Origin of the sequence: Pseudomonas sp. B21-021, assembly GCF_024749205.1 — a bacterium.
In the GTDB taxonomy this organism is placed as follows: domain Bacteria; phylum Pseudomonadota; class Gammaproteobacteria; order Pseudomonadales; family Pseudomonadaceae; genus Aquipseudomonas; species Aquipseudomonas paraglycinae.
This window is the reverse complement of sequence record NZ_CP087192.1, coordinates 5341907-5355078: the sequence shown is the minus strand read 5'-3', so window position 1 is coordinate 5355078 and position 13172 is coordinate 5341907. Positions and strand designations below refer to the sequence as shown.

Here is a 13172-nt window from a genome sequence, read left to right as displayed (position 1 = left end):
AGGAGCCGCTATGAACTCCAGTCGACCTTATCTGGTCCGCGCGCTCTACGAGTGGATTGTGGATAACGATTGCACCCCGCACATGCTGGTCAATTCCGAGTACCCGGCGGTGCAGGTGCCACAGGGATTTGCCAGTGACGGGCAGATTGTCCTGAACATTTCGCCAAGTGCCGTGCGGCACTTGCATATGGACAACGACGTTGTGACCTTCGAAGGTCGCTTCGGTGGCGTCCCGCACAGTCTGTACGTGCCGATTGCTGCAATTCTGGGGATCTACGCCCGGGAGAACGGTCAGGGCATGGTGTTCGATCTGGAGTCGCCGATGGATGACGAAGACGAGATCGAGCAGGATGACGATGTTCCGCCACCGGACAGCGAGCCGCCGCGCCCAAGCGGCCGGCCAAGCCTGAAAGTGGTGAAGTAATAAAAAAGGCGATCCGGTTGGATCGCCTTTTTTGTGCCTGCGTTTTGCGGGTCAGTCGATGTACTCGAACAGCTTCACAATCTTCTGCACGCCGGAGACGCCCTGAACCAGGTTGGTCGCCTGGGCGGCTTCCTGTTTGGTCAGCAGGCCCAGCAGGTAAACGATGCCGTTCTCGGTCACGACCTTGATGCGCGAGCCGGGAATGCTGGCGTCGGCGAGCATCTGGGTCTTGATCTTGGTGGTCAGCCAGGAGTCGTTCTGACGGGCAATGAAGCCTGAAGGTGCGATCACTTGCAGTTCGTTGTGAACCTTCTTCACGCGCTGGACGTTGGCGGCGGCCTGTTCGGCCTTCTCCTTGAGGTCTGCGCGCGGGGTCTGGCCGGCCAGCAACACGACACCGTTGAAGCTGGTGACGACGATGTGCGAGTCGTTGTCCAGGGCCGGGTCGGCCTTGGCCACGTTGACGCCGACTTTGGTTTCGATCAGCGAGTCATCGATCTTGCTGCCGAAAGTGCGGGTGCCACGGTCGTCTTCGATCGGCGCTTCACGGCTGGCATTCACCACCGAGGTGCAGCCGCTGATGCCGAGGCACAGGGTCAAGGCCAGAAGGCCAAGGCGATTAGGGGTCATTCTTCACTCCCGAACAGTTGGCTGTCGATCAGATCGCAAAGGCAATGGATCGCCAGCAAGTGGACTTCCTGAATACGTGCGGTGACGTTGGCCGGAACGCGAATCTCGACGTCTTCGGGCAGCAGTAGCGAAGCCATGCCGCCGCCGTCGCGTCCGGTCAATGCTACGACAATCATTTCGCGATCATGTGCGGCCTGGATCGCCTGAATAATGTTCGCCGAGTTGCCGCTGGTCGAAATCGCCAGCAATACGTCACCCGGCTGGCCGAGTGCGCGGATCTGCTTGGAGAACACTTCGTTGTAGCTGTAGTCGTTGGCGATCGAGGTGATGGTCGAGCTGTCGGTGGTCAGCGCGATCGCCGGCAGGCTAGGGCGCTCACGCTCGAAACGGTTGAGCAGTTCCGAGGAGAAGTGCTGGGCATCACCGGCCGAGCCGCCGTTACCGCACGAGAGCATTTTGCCCTCGTTGAGCAGGGCGTTGACCATCACCTGGCTGGCTTGCTCGATGTGCGGTGCAAGTACGTCCATCGCCTGTTGCTTGGTGTCGATGCTGGCCTGGAAAAGCTGGCGAATTCGGGATTGCATGTCCATCTGTGTGACCTTAATTAGCGCGGCTGTCCGGCACGTGAATGTGCAGCCCGCAAAGCAAAGAGCAAAAGTGTTGAGTGAAAGTGTCCGGGTCGGAGCAGGCGGTCAACTGTCGAACGCATTCTGCAACCAGTTCAGCTGACCCTGGTGGCTGTCGATGGCCACCACGTCGAAGCGGCAGGGGGAATTGGCCCAACGCGACTCGCGCTGAAGAAAATACTGTGCGGCGAAAATCAGTTTCTGCCGTTTGCGCCCATCGATGCTGTCGAGTGCGCCACCCCATTGAGTGTTCTTTCGGTAACGGACTTCGACGAATACTACTGTATCGCCATCAAGCATGACCAGATCAAGCTCACCGCGTTTGCATAACCAGTTCTGCGCCAGCAGGCGCAGACCCTGGTGTTGCAGATGCTCGAGCGCCTGGCGCTCGGCATCCTTGCCGCTTTGCAGGTGGGACCTGTCGGGCATCAGCGTGGAGTGTCCGGCAGGCGCTGGATCTGACCGCTGACGAATTGCGCCCATGGCAACTGACGGACGACGCGTTGGGACTGGGTCATGCCCAGGCTGCCCGACTGACCTTCGATGCGGCTGTCCGGCAGTGCCTTGAGCTGATCCAGGCGTGGCGCGAGGCGGTAGGCATCGACGCCCATCGCGTACAGGCGGCCGAGGCTACCAGCGGCTTGTGGCCATTGCGCGGTGACCTGCTGGCGCAGCGGATCGCTGGTTTCCAGCAGCCATGGCGTTTCGCAGAAGCGCACGCCGTTCATGTCGTTGTACTGGTTCACGTCGCCGCTGGCGCTGAATACGTGGGAGGTCGCGTAAACCGGCACATCACCGGCGTACTGGAAGTTCAGTGTCGGCTTGATCTGCTGCGCCTGCTGCGGGGTGGCGGCGAGGAAGATGAACTCGATGTCCTGGCGACGCGAAGGCTGGGCCGCAACGTTGGTGCCGGCAGCATTCTGCAGGCTCTTGGCGCGAGCTTCGCTCTGACGCAGCTGGAACATGTCGGCGATCTGCTGAGCCAGTTGCACCGGCTGGTCGACGCGCTCGGTGGCGACAATGCTGCCGCCGTTGGCTTGCCAGTCCTGGCTGAACGCGCGCAGGACGCGGTCGCCCCATTCGCCTTTCGGCACCATGATGGCGGCGCGATGCAGGCCGTCGGCACGGGCGCGGCGGGAGACTTCGCGGGCTTCGTCTTCAGCGGCCAGACCGAACTGGAACAGCTGCGCCGGGCCTTGATCGCCTTCGCTGTAGTTCAGGGCGAGGGTGGTGATCGGCAGTTGCGGGCGAGTGCTCAGCTGTTTGACCAGCGGCTTCTCCAGCGGGCCGACGACCAGTTGCACGCCATCGGCCTGGGCCTTGCGGTAGAACTCGTCGAGGTTGGTCAGTTTCGAGCTGTCATAGAACTCGATGGCCGGTGGTTTCTGGCCGGCTTGCTGAGCCTGATAGTGCGCGGCCATGAAGCCGTCACGCAGGGCCTTGCCGACCGAGGCCAGTTGGCCGTCCTGTGGCAACAGCAGGGCGATCTTGCTCAAAGGCTGGCTGGCCAGTTCCTTGAGTTTGGTCAGGGGCAGCGGCAGGTTGATCGCGGCTGGGTGCTTTGGATGCTGGTTGCGCCAGTTGTCGATGGCGGCTTGCTGCTGTTCCAGAGTGCCGGCGGTTTTCACCGCCAGGGCCAGGCTCATCCAGCCGCCGAGGTCATCGGTGGTGTTCGCTTGCAGTTGATCGGCCGGCAGCGATGCAATCAGGGTCCAGATCGCTTCGTGGTTCTTGTTGGCGGCTTCACCTTCCAGCATCGGCGCGATGAAGATGCGCTCGCGGGCGGCGGCCAGGGTCTGGCCGTCGGCTTCAAGGGCGCGGGCGTGAACGGTGCCGGCGCGAACTTGCAGCGGTGCCGACATTTCGCTCAGGCGTTGCAGGCTTGGGTGGCTCAGGGCAGTCAGCGCGGCTTTCGGCTGGTTGCGGGTCATGGCCAGTTCTGCAGACAGGGTGCTGGCGAATGCCTGCTGGCCCGGCTGAAGTTGTTCCATCGGCACTTGCTGCAGGATTTGCGCGGACTGTCCGGCATTGCCCTGGCGGTACGCCATGTCTGCCGCACTCAGGCGCAGCAGCGCAGCCTTGTCCGGCGATTTGGCCTGGGCAGCCTGTTCGAGCAGTTGCTCGATGGTGGCATCCGGGGTCCGTGGAAGTTCGCCAAGGCTGGAGGAAGGGGAGCTGGCGCAAGCCGCCAGCAAGGCAGCGAGGCAGAGGGCAGTGAACAGCCGCAGGCAAGCGATCATGTAAGTGTTCCTGATACTCGATCAAATTAGCGTCGAATTGTACCCAAGCACTGGCCGGGGCGCGATGTTACTGGCGTGAAACCGTCAATTTAGCTGATACAAAGAGTGCGCAGCCTCACAATGGTGCGACAAACCGTGTCCGACCCGGACGCATCGTCCGGCGCACGACGCGCTACAATGGCGGCTTTTACCGATCATGAGGTGTGCGCTTTGACTGCTCCAGGTCCTTTGAATTCCGCTGCGGGCTCGCTTTATGTGGTGGCGACGCCCATCGGCAACCTGGATGACATCAGCGCCCGCGCGTTGAAGATCCTGCGCGAGGTGGCGCTGATCGCCGCCGAAGATACGCGCCACTCGCAGCGCCTGATGCAGCACTTCGGCATCTCCACGCCGCTGGCAGCCTGTCATGAACACAACGAGCGGGATGAAGGCAGTCGCTTCATTACCCGCCTGTTGGCGGGCGACAACGTCGCACTGATTTCTGACGCTGGTACGCCGCTGATTTCTGACCCGGGTTATCACCTGGTGCGTCAGGCCCGTGCCGCCGGGATCAATGTGGTGCCGGTGCCGGGTGCGTGCGCATTGATCGCAGCGTTATCGGCTGCCGGTCTGCCGTCCGACCGCTTTATCTTCGAAGGCTTTTTGCCGGCCAAGGCCGTGGGGCGCAAGGCGCGTCTGGAAGCTATCAAGGAAGAACCGCGCACGCTGATTTTTTACGAGGCGCCGCACCGTATTCTGGAATGCCTGCAGGATATGGAGGCGGTGTTCGGTGCTGATCGTCCTGCATTGCTCGCTCGTGAAATCACCAAGACCTTCGAAACGCTCAAGGGATTGCCGCTGAGCGAGTTGCGGGCATTCGTCGAGGCGGACAGTAATCAGCAGCGTGGCGAATGCGTCGTGGTGGTGGCAGGCTGGACCGCGCCGGAATCCGAAGACGCCGTCAGCAGCGAGGCGATGCGCATCCTCAATCTGTTGCTCGAAGAGATGCCGCTCAAGCGCGCGGCGGCTCTGGCAGCGCAAATCACCGGTGAGCGCAAAAACGTGCTGTATCAGGTAGCACTGGATCAGCAAAAAGACGCGTAACCCGTCGCGCAGACCGGTTTGCGGGCTATTAGCGCTTGTTCTTCGGCCGCTCTGCCGTTAACCTGCGCGGCGGAGAGTCGATCGGACAGTCGCTGCCCTCTATGAAAATTAGGGGGGGGAGGAAAGTCCGGGCTCCATAGGGCGAAGTGCCAGGTAATGCCTGGGAGGCGTGAGCCTACGGAAAGTGCCACAGAAAATAACCGCCTAAGCGCTTCGGCGCCGGTAAGGGTGAAAAGGTGCGGTAAGAGCGCACCGCACGTCTGGCAACAGTTCGTGGCTAGGTAAACCCCACTTGGAGCAAGACCAAATAGGGTCCCAAGGCGTGGCCCGCGCTGGGACCGGGTAGGTTGCTAAAGATGTCCAGTGATGGCCATCGTAGACGAATGACTGTTCAAGACAGAACCCGGCTTACAGATCGACTCTCCATCTTTTTCTTTTCCCTGCTTGAATTAAAGGCGACAGGGCTGTTTATTATCAGCAGGCCTGCGCTGGAAATCCGGCAGCGGCAAACGCAGTAATAGCCATTTCCCACCTTGCTTCAATCAACAGCAGAAGCGCTTTTGTAATACCGAAAAAATCTTACTCTTAACAAATTACTTTAACTTTCGAGCGCAGCTTTCAGTGCTGCTTCAAGTTATTGGATAAAAGCATCCGCCAGATTCTCGTTGCTCCTCCTTTTATGCTCCTAAATCTCCGTTCTGTAAGGGTTTTCCTTTAATCCGCGCCTTGACGGTGTGGTGGGCGCATTCCTATAGTGTGCGCAAGTGGCGGAAAGTGGCATGAAGTGGGTTTTTTGAGCTCAAAACGATAAAAATTGGAGAAACGCAGACGTGTTTCGCGGAGCTAACGCTATCAGTCTCGACGCAAAGGGCCGTCTCGCCATGCCGAGCCGGTACCGTGACGAGCTCGATTCGCGCAGTTCCGGCCAGTTGATCGTGACCATTGATGCCGTTGATCCATGTTTGTGTGTCTACCCGCTCGATGAGTGGGAAATTATTGAAACCAAGTTGCGCGCGCTTCCTTCGCTTCGCGAAGAGAACCGTCGTCTGCAACGTTTATTGATTGGTAATGCCGTTGACCTCGAGCTCGACGGCAGTGGTCGTTTCCTGGTGCCGCCGCGCCTGCGCGAATACGCGAAGCTCGACAAGCGCGCGATGCTGGTAGGCCAACTGAACAAGTTCCAACTGTGGGACGAAGATGCCTGGAATGCGGTTTCTGCCGCTGACCTGGCTGCCATACAACAACCGGGCGCCATGCCTGACGAACTGCGTGATCTGATCCTGTGACTATTGATAGCGGCTTTAACCACATCACCGTACTGCTTGACGAAGCCGTCGAGGCTCTCGCCGTACGTCCTGATGGCTGCTATCTGGACGGCACGTTCGGGCGCGGCGGGCACAGCCGGTTGATCCTGAGCAAGCTCGGGCCGGATGGTCGGCTCATCGGATTCGACAAGGATCCTCAAGCGATTGCCACCGGGCAAACGCTAGCGGCCGAAGACGGCCGCTTTGTCGTTGTGCAGCGCAGCTTTGCCGAGCTCGGTTCGGTGGTTGCCGAACAGGGGCTGGCCGGCAAGGTCAGTGGCATTCTGCTGGATCTGGGCGTGTCTTCGCCGCAGCTCGATGATGCCGAGCGCGGCTTCAGTTTCCTCAACGACGGCCCGCTGGATATGCGCATGGATCCGTCCCGCGGCATCAGCGCAGCCGAGTTCGTCAACACCGCGCCGGTGGAAGAAATCGCCCGTGTCTTCAAGGAATACGGCGAAGAACGCTTCTCCGGTCGCATGGCCCGTGCCGTGGCCGAGCGTCGTGACATCACGCCGTTCGAGCGCACCGCCGATCTGGCCGAAGTCCTGAAAGTCGCCAACCCGGCGTGGGAAAAGGGCAAGAACCCGGCAACCCGCGCTTTCCAGGGCCTGCGCATTCACGTCAATAACGAACTGGGCGATCTGGAAGCGGGCCTTGAAGCCGCGCTCGAATGCCTGGAAGTGGGCGGCCGTCTGGTCGTGATCAGCTTCCACTCGCTGGAAGACCGTATCGTCAAACTGTTCATGCGCAAACTGGTGAAAGGCGAAGCCGACAACCTGCCGCGCAACCTGCCGGTTCGCCACGTTGCGTTCGAACCGAAAATCAAAGTCCATGGCAAAGCGCAGACGGCCTCCGACGCCGAACTCAAAGCCAACCCACGTTCCCGTAGCGCCGTCATGCGTGTCGCGGAGAAGCTGCGGTGAGCAAGCTTTTCGCCAAGCCACTGCCCGGCGGCAGCTTTTTCATGCTGCTGCTGTTCATCGGCGTGCTCGTGTCGGCCATCGGCGTGTCTTACAGCGCCCACTGGAACCGGCAGTTGCTCAACACCCTATACAACGAATTGAGCGTGCGCGACAAGGCGCAGGCCGAGTGGGGGCGCCTGATTCTGGAGCAAAGCACCTGGACCGCCCACAGCCGGATCGAAGTGCTGGCCACCGAACAACTGAAGATGCACATCCCTGGCGCGGCTGACGTGAAGATGGTGGCGCCATGATGAAACTCGAAGGGGCTCTCTTCCCGTGGCGTTTCCGTCTGATGGTGGCACTGCTCGGCGTTATGGTTGCGGCGATCTGCTGGCGCATCATTGACTTGCAAGTGGTTGACCGTGACTTCCTCAAAGGTCAGGGCGACGCGCGCAGTCTTCGGCATATTCCGATTCCGGCTCACCGTGGTCTGATCACCGACCGTAACGGCGAGCCTCTGGCCGTGAGTACCCCGGTGACCACGTTGTGGGCGAACGCCAAGGAAATGCAGACCGCCAAAGAGAAGTGGCCGGCACTGGCTGCCGCGCTGGGGCAGGATCCGAAAGCCCTGGCCGAACGTCTCGAAGCCCAGGCCAACAAAGAATTCATTTATCTGGTGCGCGGGTTGACCCCCGAGCAGGGCCAGGCCGTGCTCGACCTGAAAGTGCCAGGTGTCTACGGCATCGAAGAATTCCGCCGGTTCTATCCGGCCGGTGAAGTGACGGCGCACATGGTCGGCTTCACCGACATCGATGACCACGGTCGTGAAGGCGTCGAACTGGCCTACGATGAATGGCTGGCCGGCGTGCCCGGCAAGCGGCAAGTCATCAAGGATCGGCGCGGACGGCTGATCAAGGATGTCCAGGTCACCAAAAACGCCAAGGCCGGCAAGCCCTTGGCGTTGTCGATTGACCTGCGCCTGCAATATCTGGCCAACCGCGAGCTGCGCAACGCGATCATCGAGAACGGCGCCAAGGCCGGCAGTCTGGTGATCATGGACGTGAAGACCGGCGAGATTCTCGCGATGGTCAACCAGCCGACCTACAACCCGAACAACCGTCGCAACCTGCAGCCGGCGATGATGCGTAACCGCGCGATGATCGACGTGTTCGAACCCGGTTCGACCATGAAAGCGATCTCGATGAGCGCCGCGATCGAAACCGGCCGCTGGAAACCGAGCGACACCGTCGAGGTGTATCCGGGCTCCCTGCAGATCGGCAAATACACGATCAAGGACGTATCGAAGACCGAAGGTCCGGTACTCGACCTGACCGGCATTCTGATCAATTCCAGTAACGTCGGCATGAGTAAGGTCGCGTTCGATATCGGCGGCGAAACCATTTTCCGCCTCGCACAGAAAGTCGGCCTCGGCCAGGATACCGGCCTCGGCTTCCCGGGCGAACGTGTCGGCAACCTGCCGAACTACCGCGAATGGCGCAAGGCAGAGACCGCGACGCTGTCGTACGGCTACGGTATTTCGGTGACTGCGATCCAGCTGGTGCATGCGTTCTCGGCGCTGGCCAACAACGGTCGCCTCGCACCGCTGACCCTGATCAAAACCGACAAGGCGCCGCAGACCACCCAGGTGCTGCCGGAAGCCGTCGCCAAAACCATGCAAGGCATGCTGCAACAAGTGATCGAAGCCCCGCGCGGCGTGTTCCGTGCGCAGGTGCCGGCGTATCACGTGGGCGGCAAGTCCGGTACCGCGCGTAAAACATCGGTCGGCACCAAGGGCTACGCCGAAAACTCTTATCGCTCGCTGTTCGCCGGCTTCGGCCCGATGAGCGATCCACGTTATGCAATCGTCGTGGTGATCGATGAACCGACCAAGGCCGGTTACTTCGGTGGTCTGGTCTCGGCGCCGGTGTTCAGTCGCGTGATGTCGGGCACTCTGCGCCTGATGAACGTCACCCCGGACAACCTGCCGACCACACAGCAGGCCAACGCCACCCCGGCCGTTCCGCTGAAAGCCAATGGAGGGCGCGGCTGATGTCTCTGAGTCTGAACAAGATTTTCCCCCACGCCGGCCACGATCTGTTGATCCGTGAACTGGCGCTCGACAGTCGCAACGTACGCGCGGGTGACCTGTTCCTCGCGGTGCCGGGCGGCAAGTTCGACGGGCGTGCGCACATCGCCGACGCCTTGCAGCGCGGTGCTGCTGCCGTAGCTTATGAAGTGGAAGGCGCCACCGTGCTGCCAATCACCGAAGTGCCGCTGATTCCGGTCAAGGGCCTGGCGGCGCAGCTGTCGGACATCGCCGGGCGTTTTTACGGTGAGCCGAGTCATCACCTGAACCTGATCGGCGTGACCGGCACCAACGGCAAGACCAGCGTGACCCAACTGGTAGCGCAGGCGCTGGACCTGCTCGGCCAGCATTGCGGCATCGTTGGCACCCTGGGCTCCGGTTTCCATGGCGCGCTGCAAAGCGGCTTGCACACCACGCCGAATCCGATTGCCATGCAGGCGACCCTGGGCGACCTGAAAAAGGCCGGCGCCAAAGCCGTGGCCATGGAAGTCTCGTCCCACGGTCTGGATCAGGGCCGGGTTACCGCGCTGGCATTCGATGTGGCGGTGATGACCAACCTGTCCCGCGATCACCTGGATTACCACGGCACCATGGAAGCGTACGCTGAGGCCAAGGCCCGGCTGTTCGCCTGGAATGACCTGAAGTGCCGCGTGGTCAACCTCGACGACGATTTCGGCCGGCAACTGGCCGCTGAAAAACGTGAGTCGCGTCTGATCACTTACAGCCTGCTCGACAGCAGCGCCTATCTGTATGTGCGTGAAGCGCAGTTCGACGACCATGGCGTGCGTGCCACGCTGGTCACGCCGCAAGGCGAGCATCATCTGCGCAGCACATTGCTGGGCCGTTTCAACCTGAGCAACGTACTCGCCGCCGTCGGCGCCTTGCTCGGTCTCGACTACGCGCTCGACGAAATTCTCAAGGTGTTGCCGAAACTCGAAGGCCCGGCCGGACGCATGCAGCGTCTCGGCGGCGGCACCCAGCCGCTGGTGGTGGTCGATTACGCCCACACCCCGGACGCGCTGGAAAAAGTACTGACCGCGTTGCGCCCGCACGTCAAAGGCCAGCTGCTGTGCCTGTTCGGCTGCGGCGGTGATCGCGATCGCGGCAAGCGTCCGCTGATGGCTGAAGTGGTCGAGCGTCTGGCCGACCGCGTGCTGGTCACCGACGACAATCCGCGCACCGAAGACCCGGCGGTAATTTTCGATGACATCCGCGCCGGTTTCACGGCTGTGGATAACGTAACGTTCGTGGCTGGCCGTGGCCAGGCCATCGCGCAACTGATTGCCGGCGCTTCGGCGGATGACGTGATTGTTCTGGCCGGCAAAGGTCATGAGGACTATCAGGAAATCAACGGCGAGCGCCATGCGTTTTCCGATCTGGTCGAGGCGGATCACGCCCTGACCGCGTGGGAGGTGGCCCATGCTTAAGGCCCTGAAACTCAGCGAACTGACCAACGCGCTCGACGCCCGTCTGATCAGCGCCGACGCCAGTTTTGACGGCGTGAGCATCGACAGCCGCGCGATCAAGGCTGGCCAACTGTTTATTGCCCTGACCGGCCCGCGTTTCGACGGTCATGACTATCTGAATGAAGTCGCCGCCAAAGGTGCCGTTGCGGCATTGGTCGAGCGCGAAGTCGCCGACAGCACGCTGCCGCAATTGCTGGTCAAGGACACCCGCCAGGCCCTCGGCCAGTTGGGTGCGTTGAACCGTGCCGCATTCACCAAACCGGTCGCGGCCGTTACCGGTTCCAGCGGCAAGACCACGGTCAAGGAAATGCTCGCGAGCATCCTGCGCACGCGCGGTTCGGTGCACGCGACCCGTGGCAACCTGAACAACGACCTCGGCGTACCGCTGACCCTGCTCGAACTCGCCCCGGAACACAGCGCGGCAGTGATCGAACTGGGCGCCTCGCGTCTGGGTGAAATCGCTTACACCGTAGGGCTGACCAAGCCGCACGTGGCGATCCTCAACAACGCCGGGACCGCCCATGTCGGCGAGTTCGGCGGGCCGGAGAAAATCGTCGAAGCCAAGGGCGAAATCATCGAAGGGCTGGCGGCCGACGGCGTCGCCGTGCTGAACCTCGATGACAAGGCGTTTGGCATCTGGAAAACCCGCGCCGGCGCGCGCAAGGTGCTGACGTTTGCCCTGAGCAACACTCAGGCGGATTTTTACGCCAGCGACCTGGCCACCGATGCCCGTGGCTGCCCGGCGTTCAACCTGCACAGTCCTGAAGGTGTGGAACGGGTTCAACTGAACCTGCTCGGCACCCATAACGTTGCCAACGCCATGGCTGCCGCCGCTGCCGCTCACGCTTTGGGCGTGTCGCTGTTCGGCATTGCCACCGGGCTTGGCGCGGTACAACCGGTCAAGGGTCGCACCGTCGCGCAACTGGCGAAAAACGGCATGCGCGTGATCGATGACACTTACAACGCGAACCCCACCTCGATGTGCGCGGCCGTTGATATACTCGCCGGCTTTTCCGGTCGCACCGTCCTGGTGCTCGGGGATATCGGCGAGTTGGGCGACTGGGCGGAGCAGGGGCACCGCGACGTGGGCGAATACGCCCGGGGCAAGGTTTCCGCGCTTTACGCCGTCGGGCCGAACATGGTCCACGCCGTGAACGCATTCGGTAACGAGGCGCATCACTTCGGCACACAGGCCGAACTGATCCAGGCCCTCGGCGCCGAGCAGGACACAAACACCACCATTTTGATCAAGGGTTCGCGCAGCGCAGCGATGGAAAACATCGTTGCGGCCCTGTGCGGGTCCAGTCTGGAGAAACATTAATGCTGCTGCTGCTAGCGGAGTATCTGCAACAGTTCTACAAAGGCTTCGCGGTCTTCCAGTACCTGACCCTGCGCGGGATTCTCGGTGTGCTGACCGCGCTGGTCTTGTCGCTGTGCTACGGCCCGTGGATGATCCGCACCCTGCAGAACCGTCAGATCGGTCAGTCGGTTCGTAATGACGGCCCGCAATCGCACCTGTCCAAATCCGGTACGCCGACCATGGGTGGCGCGCTGATTCTGTCTTCGATCGGCGTCAGCACCCTGCTGTGGGCTGACCTGAGCAACCGCTACGTGTGGGTCGTGTTGCTGGTGACCCTGCTGTTCGGCGCCATCGGCTGGGTCGACGACTACCGCAAGGTGATCGAGAAGAACTCCCGTGGTCTGCCGAGTCGCTGGAAGTATTTCTGGCAATCGGTGTTCGGCCTCGGTGCGGCGATCTTCCTTTATATGACTGCCAGCACTCCGGTGGAAACCACCCTGATCCTGCCGATGCTCAAGGACTACAGCATTCCGCTGGGCGCAGGCTTCATCGTGCTGACGTACTTCGTGATCGTCGGTTCGAGCAACGCGGTCAACCTCACCGACGGCCTCGACGGTCTGGCGATCATGCCGACAGTGATGGTCGGCGGTGGCCTGGGCATCTTCTGCTACCTGTCGGGTAACGTGAAATTCGCTGAATACCTGCTGATCCCTTACGTACCCGGCGCAGGCGAGCTGATCGTGTTCTGCGGTGCGCTGATCGGTGCCGGCCTGGGCTTCCTGTGGTTCAACACCTACCCGGCGCAAGTCTTCATGGGTGACGTCGGCGCACTGGCACTGGGCGCGGCCCTGGGCACCATCGCGGTGATCGTCCGTCAGGAAATCGTCCTGTTCATCATGGGCGGCGTGTTCGTGATGGAAACCCTGTCAGTCGTCATTCAGGTTGCGTCCTTTAAGCTGACCGGTCGCCGTGTGTTCCGCATGGCACCGATTCACCACCACTTTGAACTCAAGGGCTGGCCCGAGCCGCGCGTGATCGTCCGTTTCTGGATCATCACCGTGATTCTCGTGCTGATCGGCCTTGCCACCCTGAAGCTGAGGTAGAACGA

13 protein-coding genes and 1 other RNA gene are annotated in these 13172 nt (G+C 61.4%); 10 read left to right on the top strand and 4 right to left on the bottom strand.

Annotation, left to right across the window (positions count from 1 at the left end; translation table 11 throughout):
* The first annotated feature begins 10 nt into the window (after positions 1-10).
* Entirely contained in the window at positions 11-424 is a 414-nt protein-coding gene (locus tag LOY31_RS24010) for a ClpXP protease specificity-enhancing factor (RefSeq protein ID WP_007956787.1), read from the top strand.
* A gap of 51 nt (positions 425-475) precedes the next feature.
* On the opposite strand, the gene LOY31_RS24005 is transcribed toward LOY31_RS24010, so the two are convergent.
* From LOY31_RS24005 to LOY31_RS23990, 4 genes are all read right to left on the bottom strand, one after another.
* A complete protein-coding gene (locus tag LOY31_RS24005; protein ID WP_085606924.1) occupies positions 476-1054 on the bottom strand; it encodes a BON domain-containing protein in 579 nt (192 codons plus the stop codon).
* Positions 1051-1644: a phosphoheptose isomerase gene (locus LOY31_RS24000; RefSeq protein ID WP_007928463.1), complete on the bottom strand. Its 594-nt coding sequence runs from the start codon at positions 1642-1644 to the stop codon at positions 1051-1053. The genes LOY31_RS24005 and LOY31_RS24000 overlap by 4 nt, the downstream gene beginning before the upstream one ends.
* A 102-nt stretch (positions 1645-1746) precedes the next feature.
* Positions 1747-2109 (bottom strand): YraN family protein, encoded by a 363-nt coding sequence (locus LOY31_RS23995; protein WP_007956783.1) that lies wholly within the window; start codon positions 2107-2109, stop codon positions 1747-1749.
* The gene (locus LOY31_RS23990; protein WP_258712291.1) at positions 2109-3920 is read right to left on the bottom strand and encodes a penicillin-binding protein activator; all 1812 of its coding nucleotides are present in this window, start codon (positions 3918-3920) and stop codon (positions 2109-2111) included. The genes LOY31_RS23995 and LOY31_RS23990 overlap by 1 nt, the downstream gene beginning before the upstream one ends.
* 177 nt (positions 3921-4097) lie before the next feature.
* On the opposite strand from LOY31_RS23990, the gene rsmI reads away from it, so the two are divergent.
* From rsmI to mraY, 9 genes are all read left to right on the top strand, one after another.
* Positions 4098-5003: a 16S rRNA (cytidine(1402)-2'-O)-methyltransferase gene (gene rsmI, locus LOY31_RS23985; protein WP_074690999.1), complete on the top strand. Its 906-nt coding sequence runs from the start codon at positions 4098-4100 to the stop codon at positions 5001-5003.
* Positions 5004-5076: 73 nt separating this feature from the next.
* An RNA gene (gene rnpB / locus LOY31_RS23980) (RNase P RNA component class A) lies at positions 5077-5430 on the top strand.
* Positions 5431-5833: 403 nt separating this feature from the next.
* Complete coding sequence (gene mraZ / locus LOY31_RS23975; RefSeq protein WP_007917012.1) at positions 5834-6289, top strand: division/cell wall cluster transcriptional repressor MraZ; 456 nt, start codon at positions 5834-5836, stop codon at positions 6287-6289.
* Entirely contained in the window at positions 6286-7233 is a 948-nt protein-coding gene (rsmH, locus tag LOY31_RS23970; RefSeq protein ID WP_039766256.1) for a 16S rRNA (cytosine(1402)-N(4))-methyltransferase RsmH, read from the top strand. Before mraZ ends, rsmH begins: the two co-directional genes overlap by 4 nt.
* The gene (gene ftsL / locus LOY31_RS23965) at positions 7230-7523 is read left to right on the top strand and encodes a cell division protein FtsL (protein ID WP_007956777.1); all 294 of its coding nucleotides are present in this window, start codon (positions 7230-7232) and stop codon (positions 7521-7523) included. The genes rsmH and ftsL overlap by 4 nt, the downstream gene beginning before the upstream one ends.
* Positions 7523-9262, top strand: coding sequence for a penicillin-binding protein 2 (locus tag LOY31_RS23960; protein ID WP_170929382.1), 1740 nt, complete (start codon positions 7523-7525; stop codon positions 9260-9262). Before ftsL ends, LOY31_RS23960 begins: the two co-directional genes overlap by 1 nt.
* The gene (locus LOY31_RS23955) at positions 9262-10725 is read left to right on the top strand and encodes a UDP-N-acetylmuramoyl-L-alanyl-D-glutamate--2,6-diaminopimelate ligase (RefSeq protein WP_258712290.1); all 1464 of its coding nucleotides are present in this window, start codon (positions 9262-9264) and stop codon (positions 10723-10725) included. The genes LOY31_RS23960 and LOY31_RS23955 overlap by 1 nt, the downstream gene beginning before the upstream one ends.
* The gene (gene murF, locus LOY31_RS23950; protein WP_007956771.1) at positions 10718-12085 is read left to right on the top strand and encodes a UDP-N-acetylmuramoyl-tripeptide--D-alanyl-D-alanine ligase; all 1368 of its coding nucleotides are present in this window, start codon (positions 10718-10720) and stop codon (positions 12083-12085) included. Before LOY31_RS23955 ends, murF begins: the two co-directional genes overlap by 8 nt.
* Positions 12085-13167 carry a phospho-N-acetylmuramoyl-pentapeptide-transferase gene (gene mraY / locus LOY31_RS23945; protein ID WP_007956769.1) on the top strand — a complete coding sequence of 361 codons (1083 nt, stop codon included), beginning with the start codon at positions 12085-12087 and terminating at the stop codon, positions 13165-13167. Before murF ends, mraY begins: the two co-directional genes overlap by 1 nt.
* Positions 13168-13172 lie beyond the last annotated feature (5 nt).

Bases quoted from the DNA above. Each gene is read 5' to 3' on its own strand.
- LOY31_RS24005 (WP_085606924.1), bottom strand. From the start codon at position 1,054: ATGACCCCTAATCGCCTTGGCCTTCTGGCCTTGACCCTGTGCCTCGGC.
- murF (WP_007956771.1), top strand. From the start codon at position 10,718: ATGCTTAAGGCCCTGAAACTCAGCGAACTGACCAACGCGCTCGACGCC.
- LOY31_RS23995 (WP_007956783.1), bottom strand. From the start codon at position 2,109: ATGCCCGACAGGTCCCACCTGCAAAGCGGCAAGGATGCCGAGCGCCAG.
- LOY31_RS23955 (WP_258712290.1), top strand. From the start codon at position 9,262: ATGTCTCTGAGTCTGAACAAGATTTTCCCCCACGCCGGCCACGATCTG.
- LOY31_RS24010 (WP_007956787.1), top strand. From the start codon at position 11: ATGAACTCCAGTCGACCTTATCTGGTCCGCGCGCTCTACGAGTGGATT.
- LOY31_RS24000 (WP_007928463.1), bottom strand. From the start codon at position 1,644: ATGGACATGCAATCCCGAATTCGCCAGCTTTTCCAGGCCAGCATCGAC.
- mraY (WP_007956769.1), top strand. From the start codon at position 12,085: ATGCTGCTGCTGCTAGCGGAGTATCTGCAACAGTTCTACAAAGGCTTC.
- LOY31_RS23990 (WP_258712291.1), bottom strand. From the start codon at position 3,920: ATGATCGCTTGCCTGCGGCTGTTCACTGCCCTCTGCCTCGCTGCCTTG.
- rsmI (WP_074690999.1), top strand. From the start codon at position 4,098: ATGGCGGCTTTTACCGATCATGAGGTGTGCGCTTTGACTGCTCCAGGT.
- LOY31_RS23960 (WP_170929382.1), top strand. From the start codon at position 7,523: ATGAAACTCGAAGGGGCTCTCTTCCCGTGGCGTTTCCGTCTGATGGTG.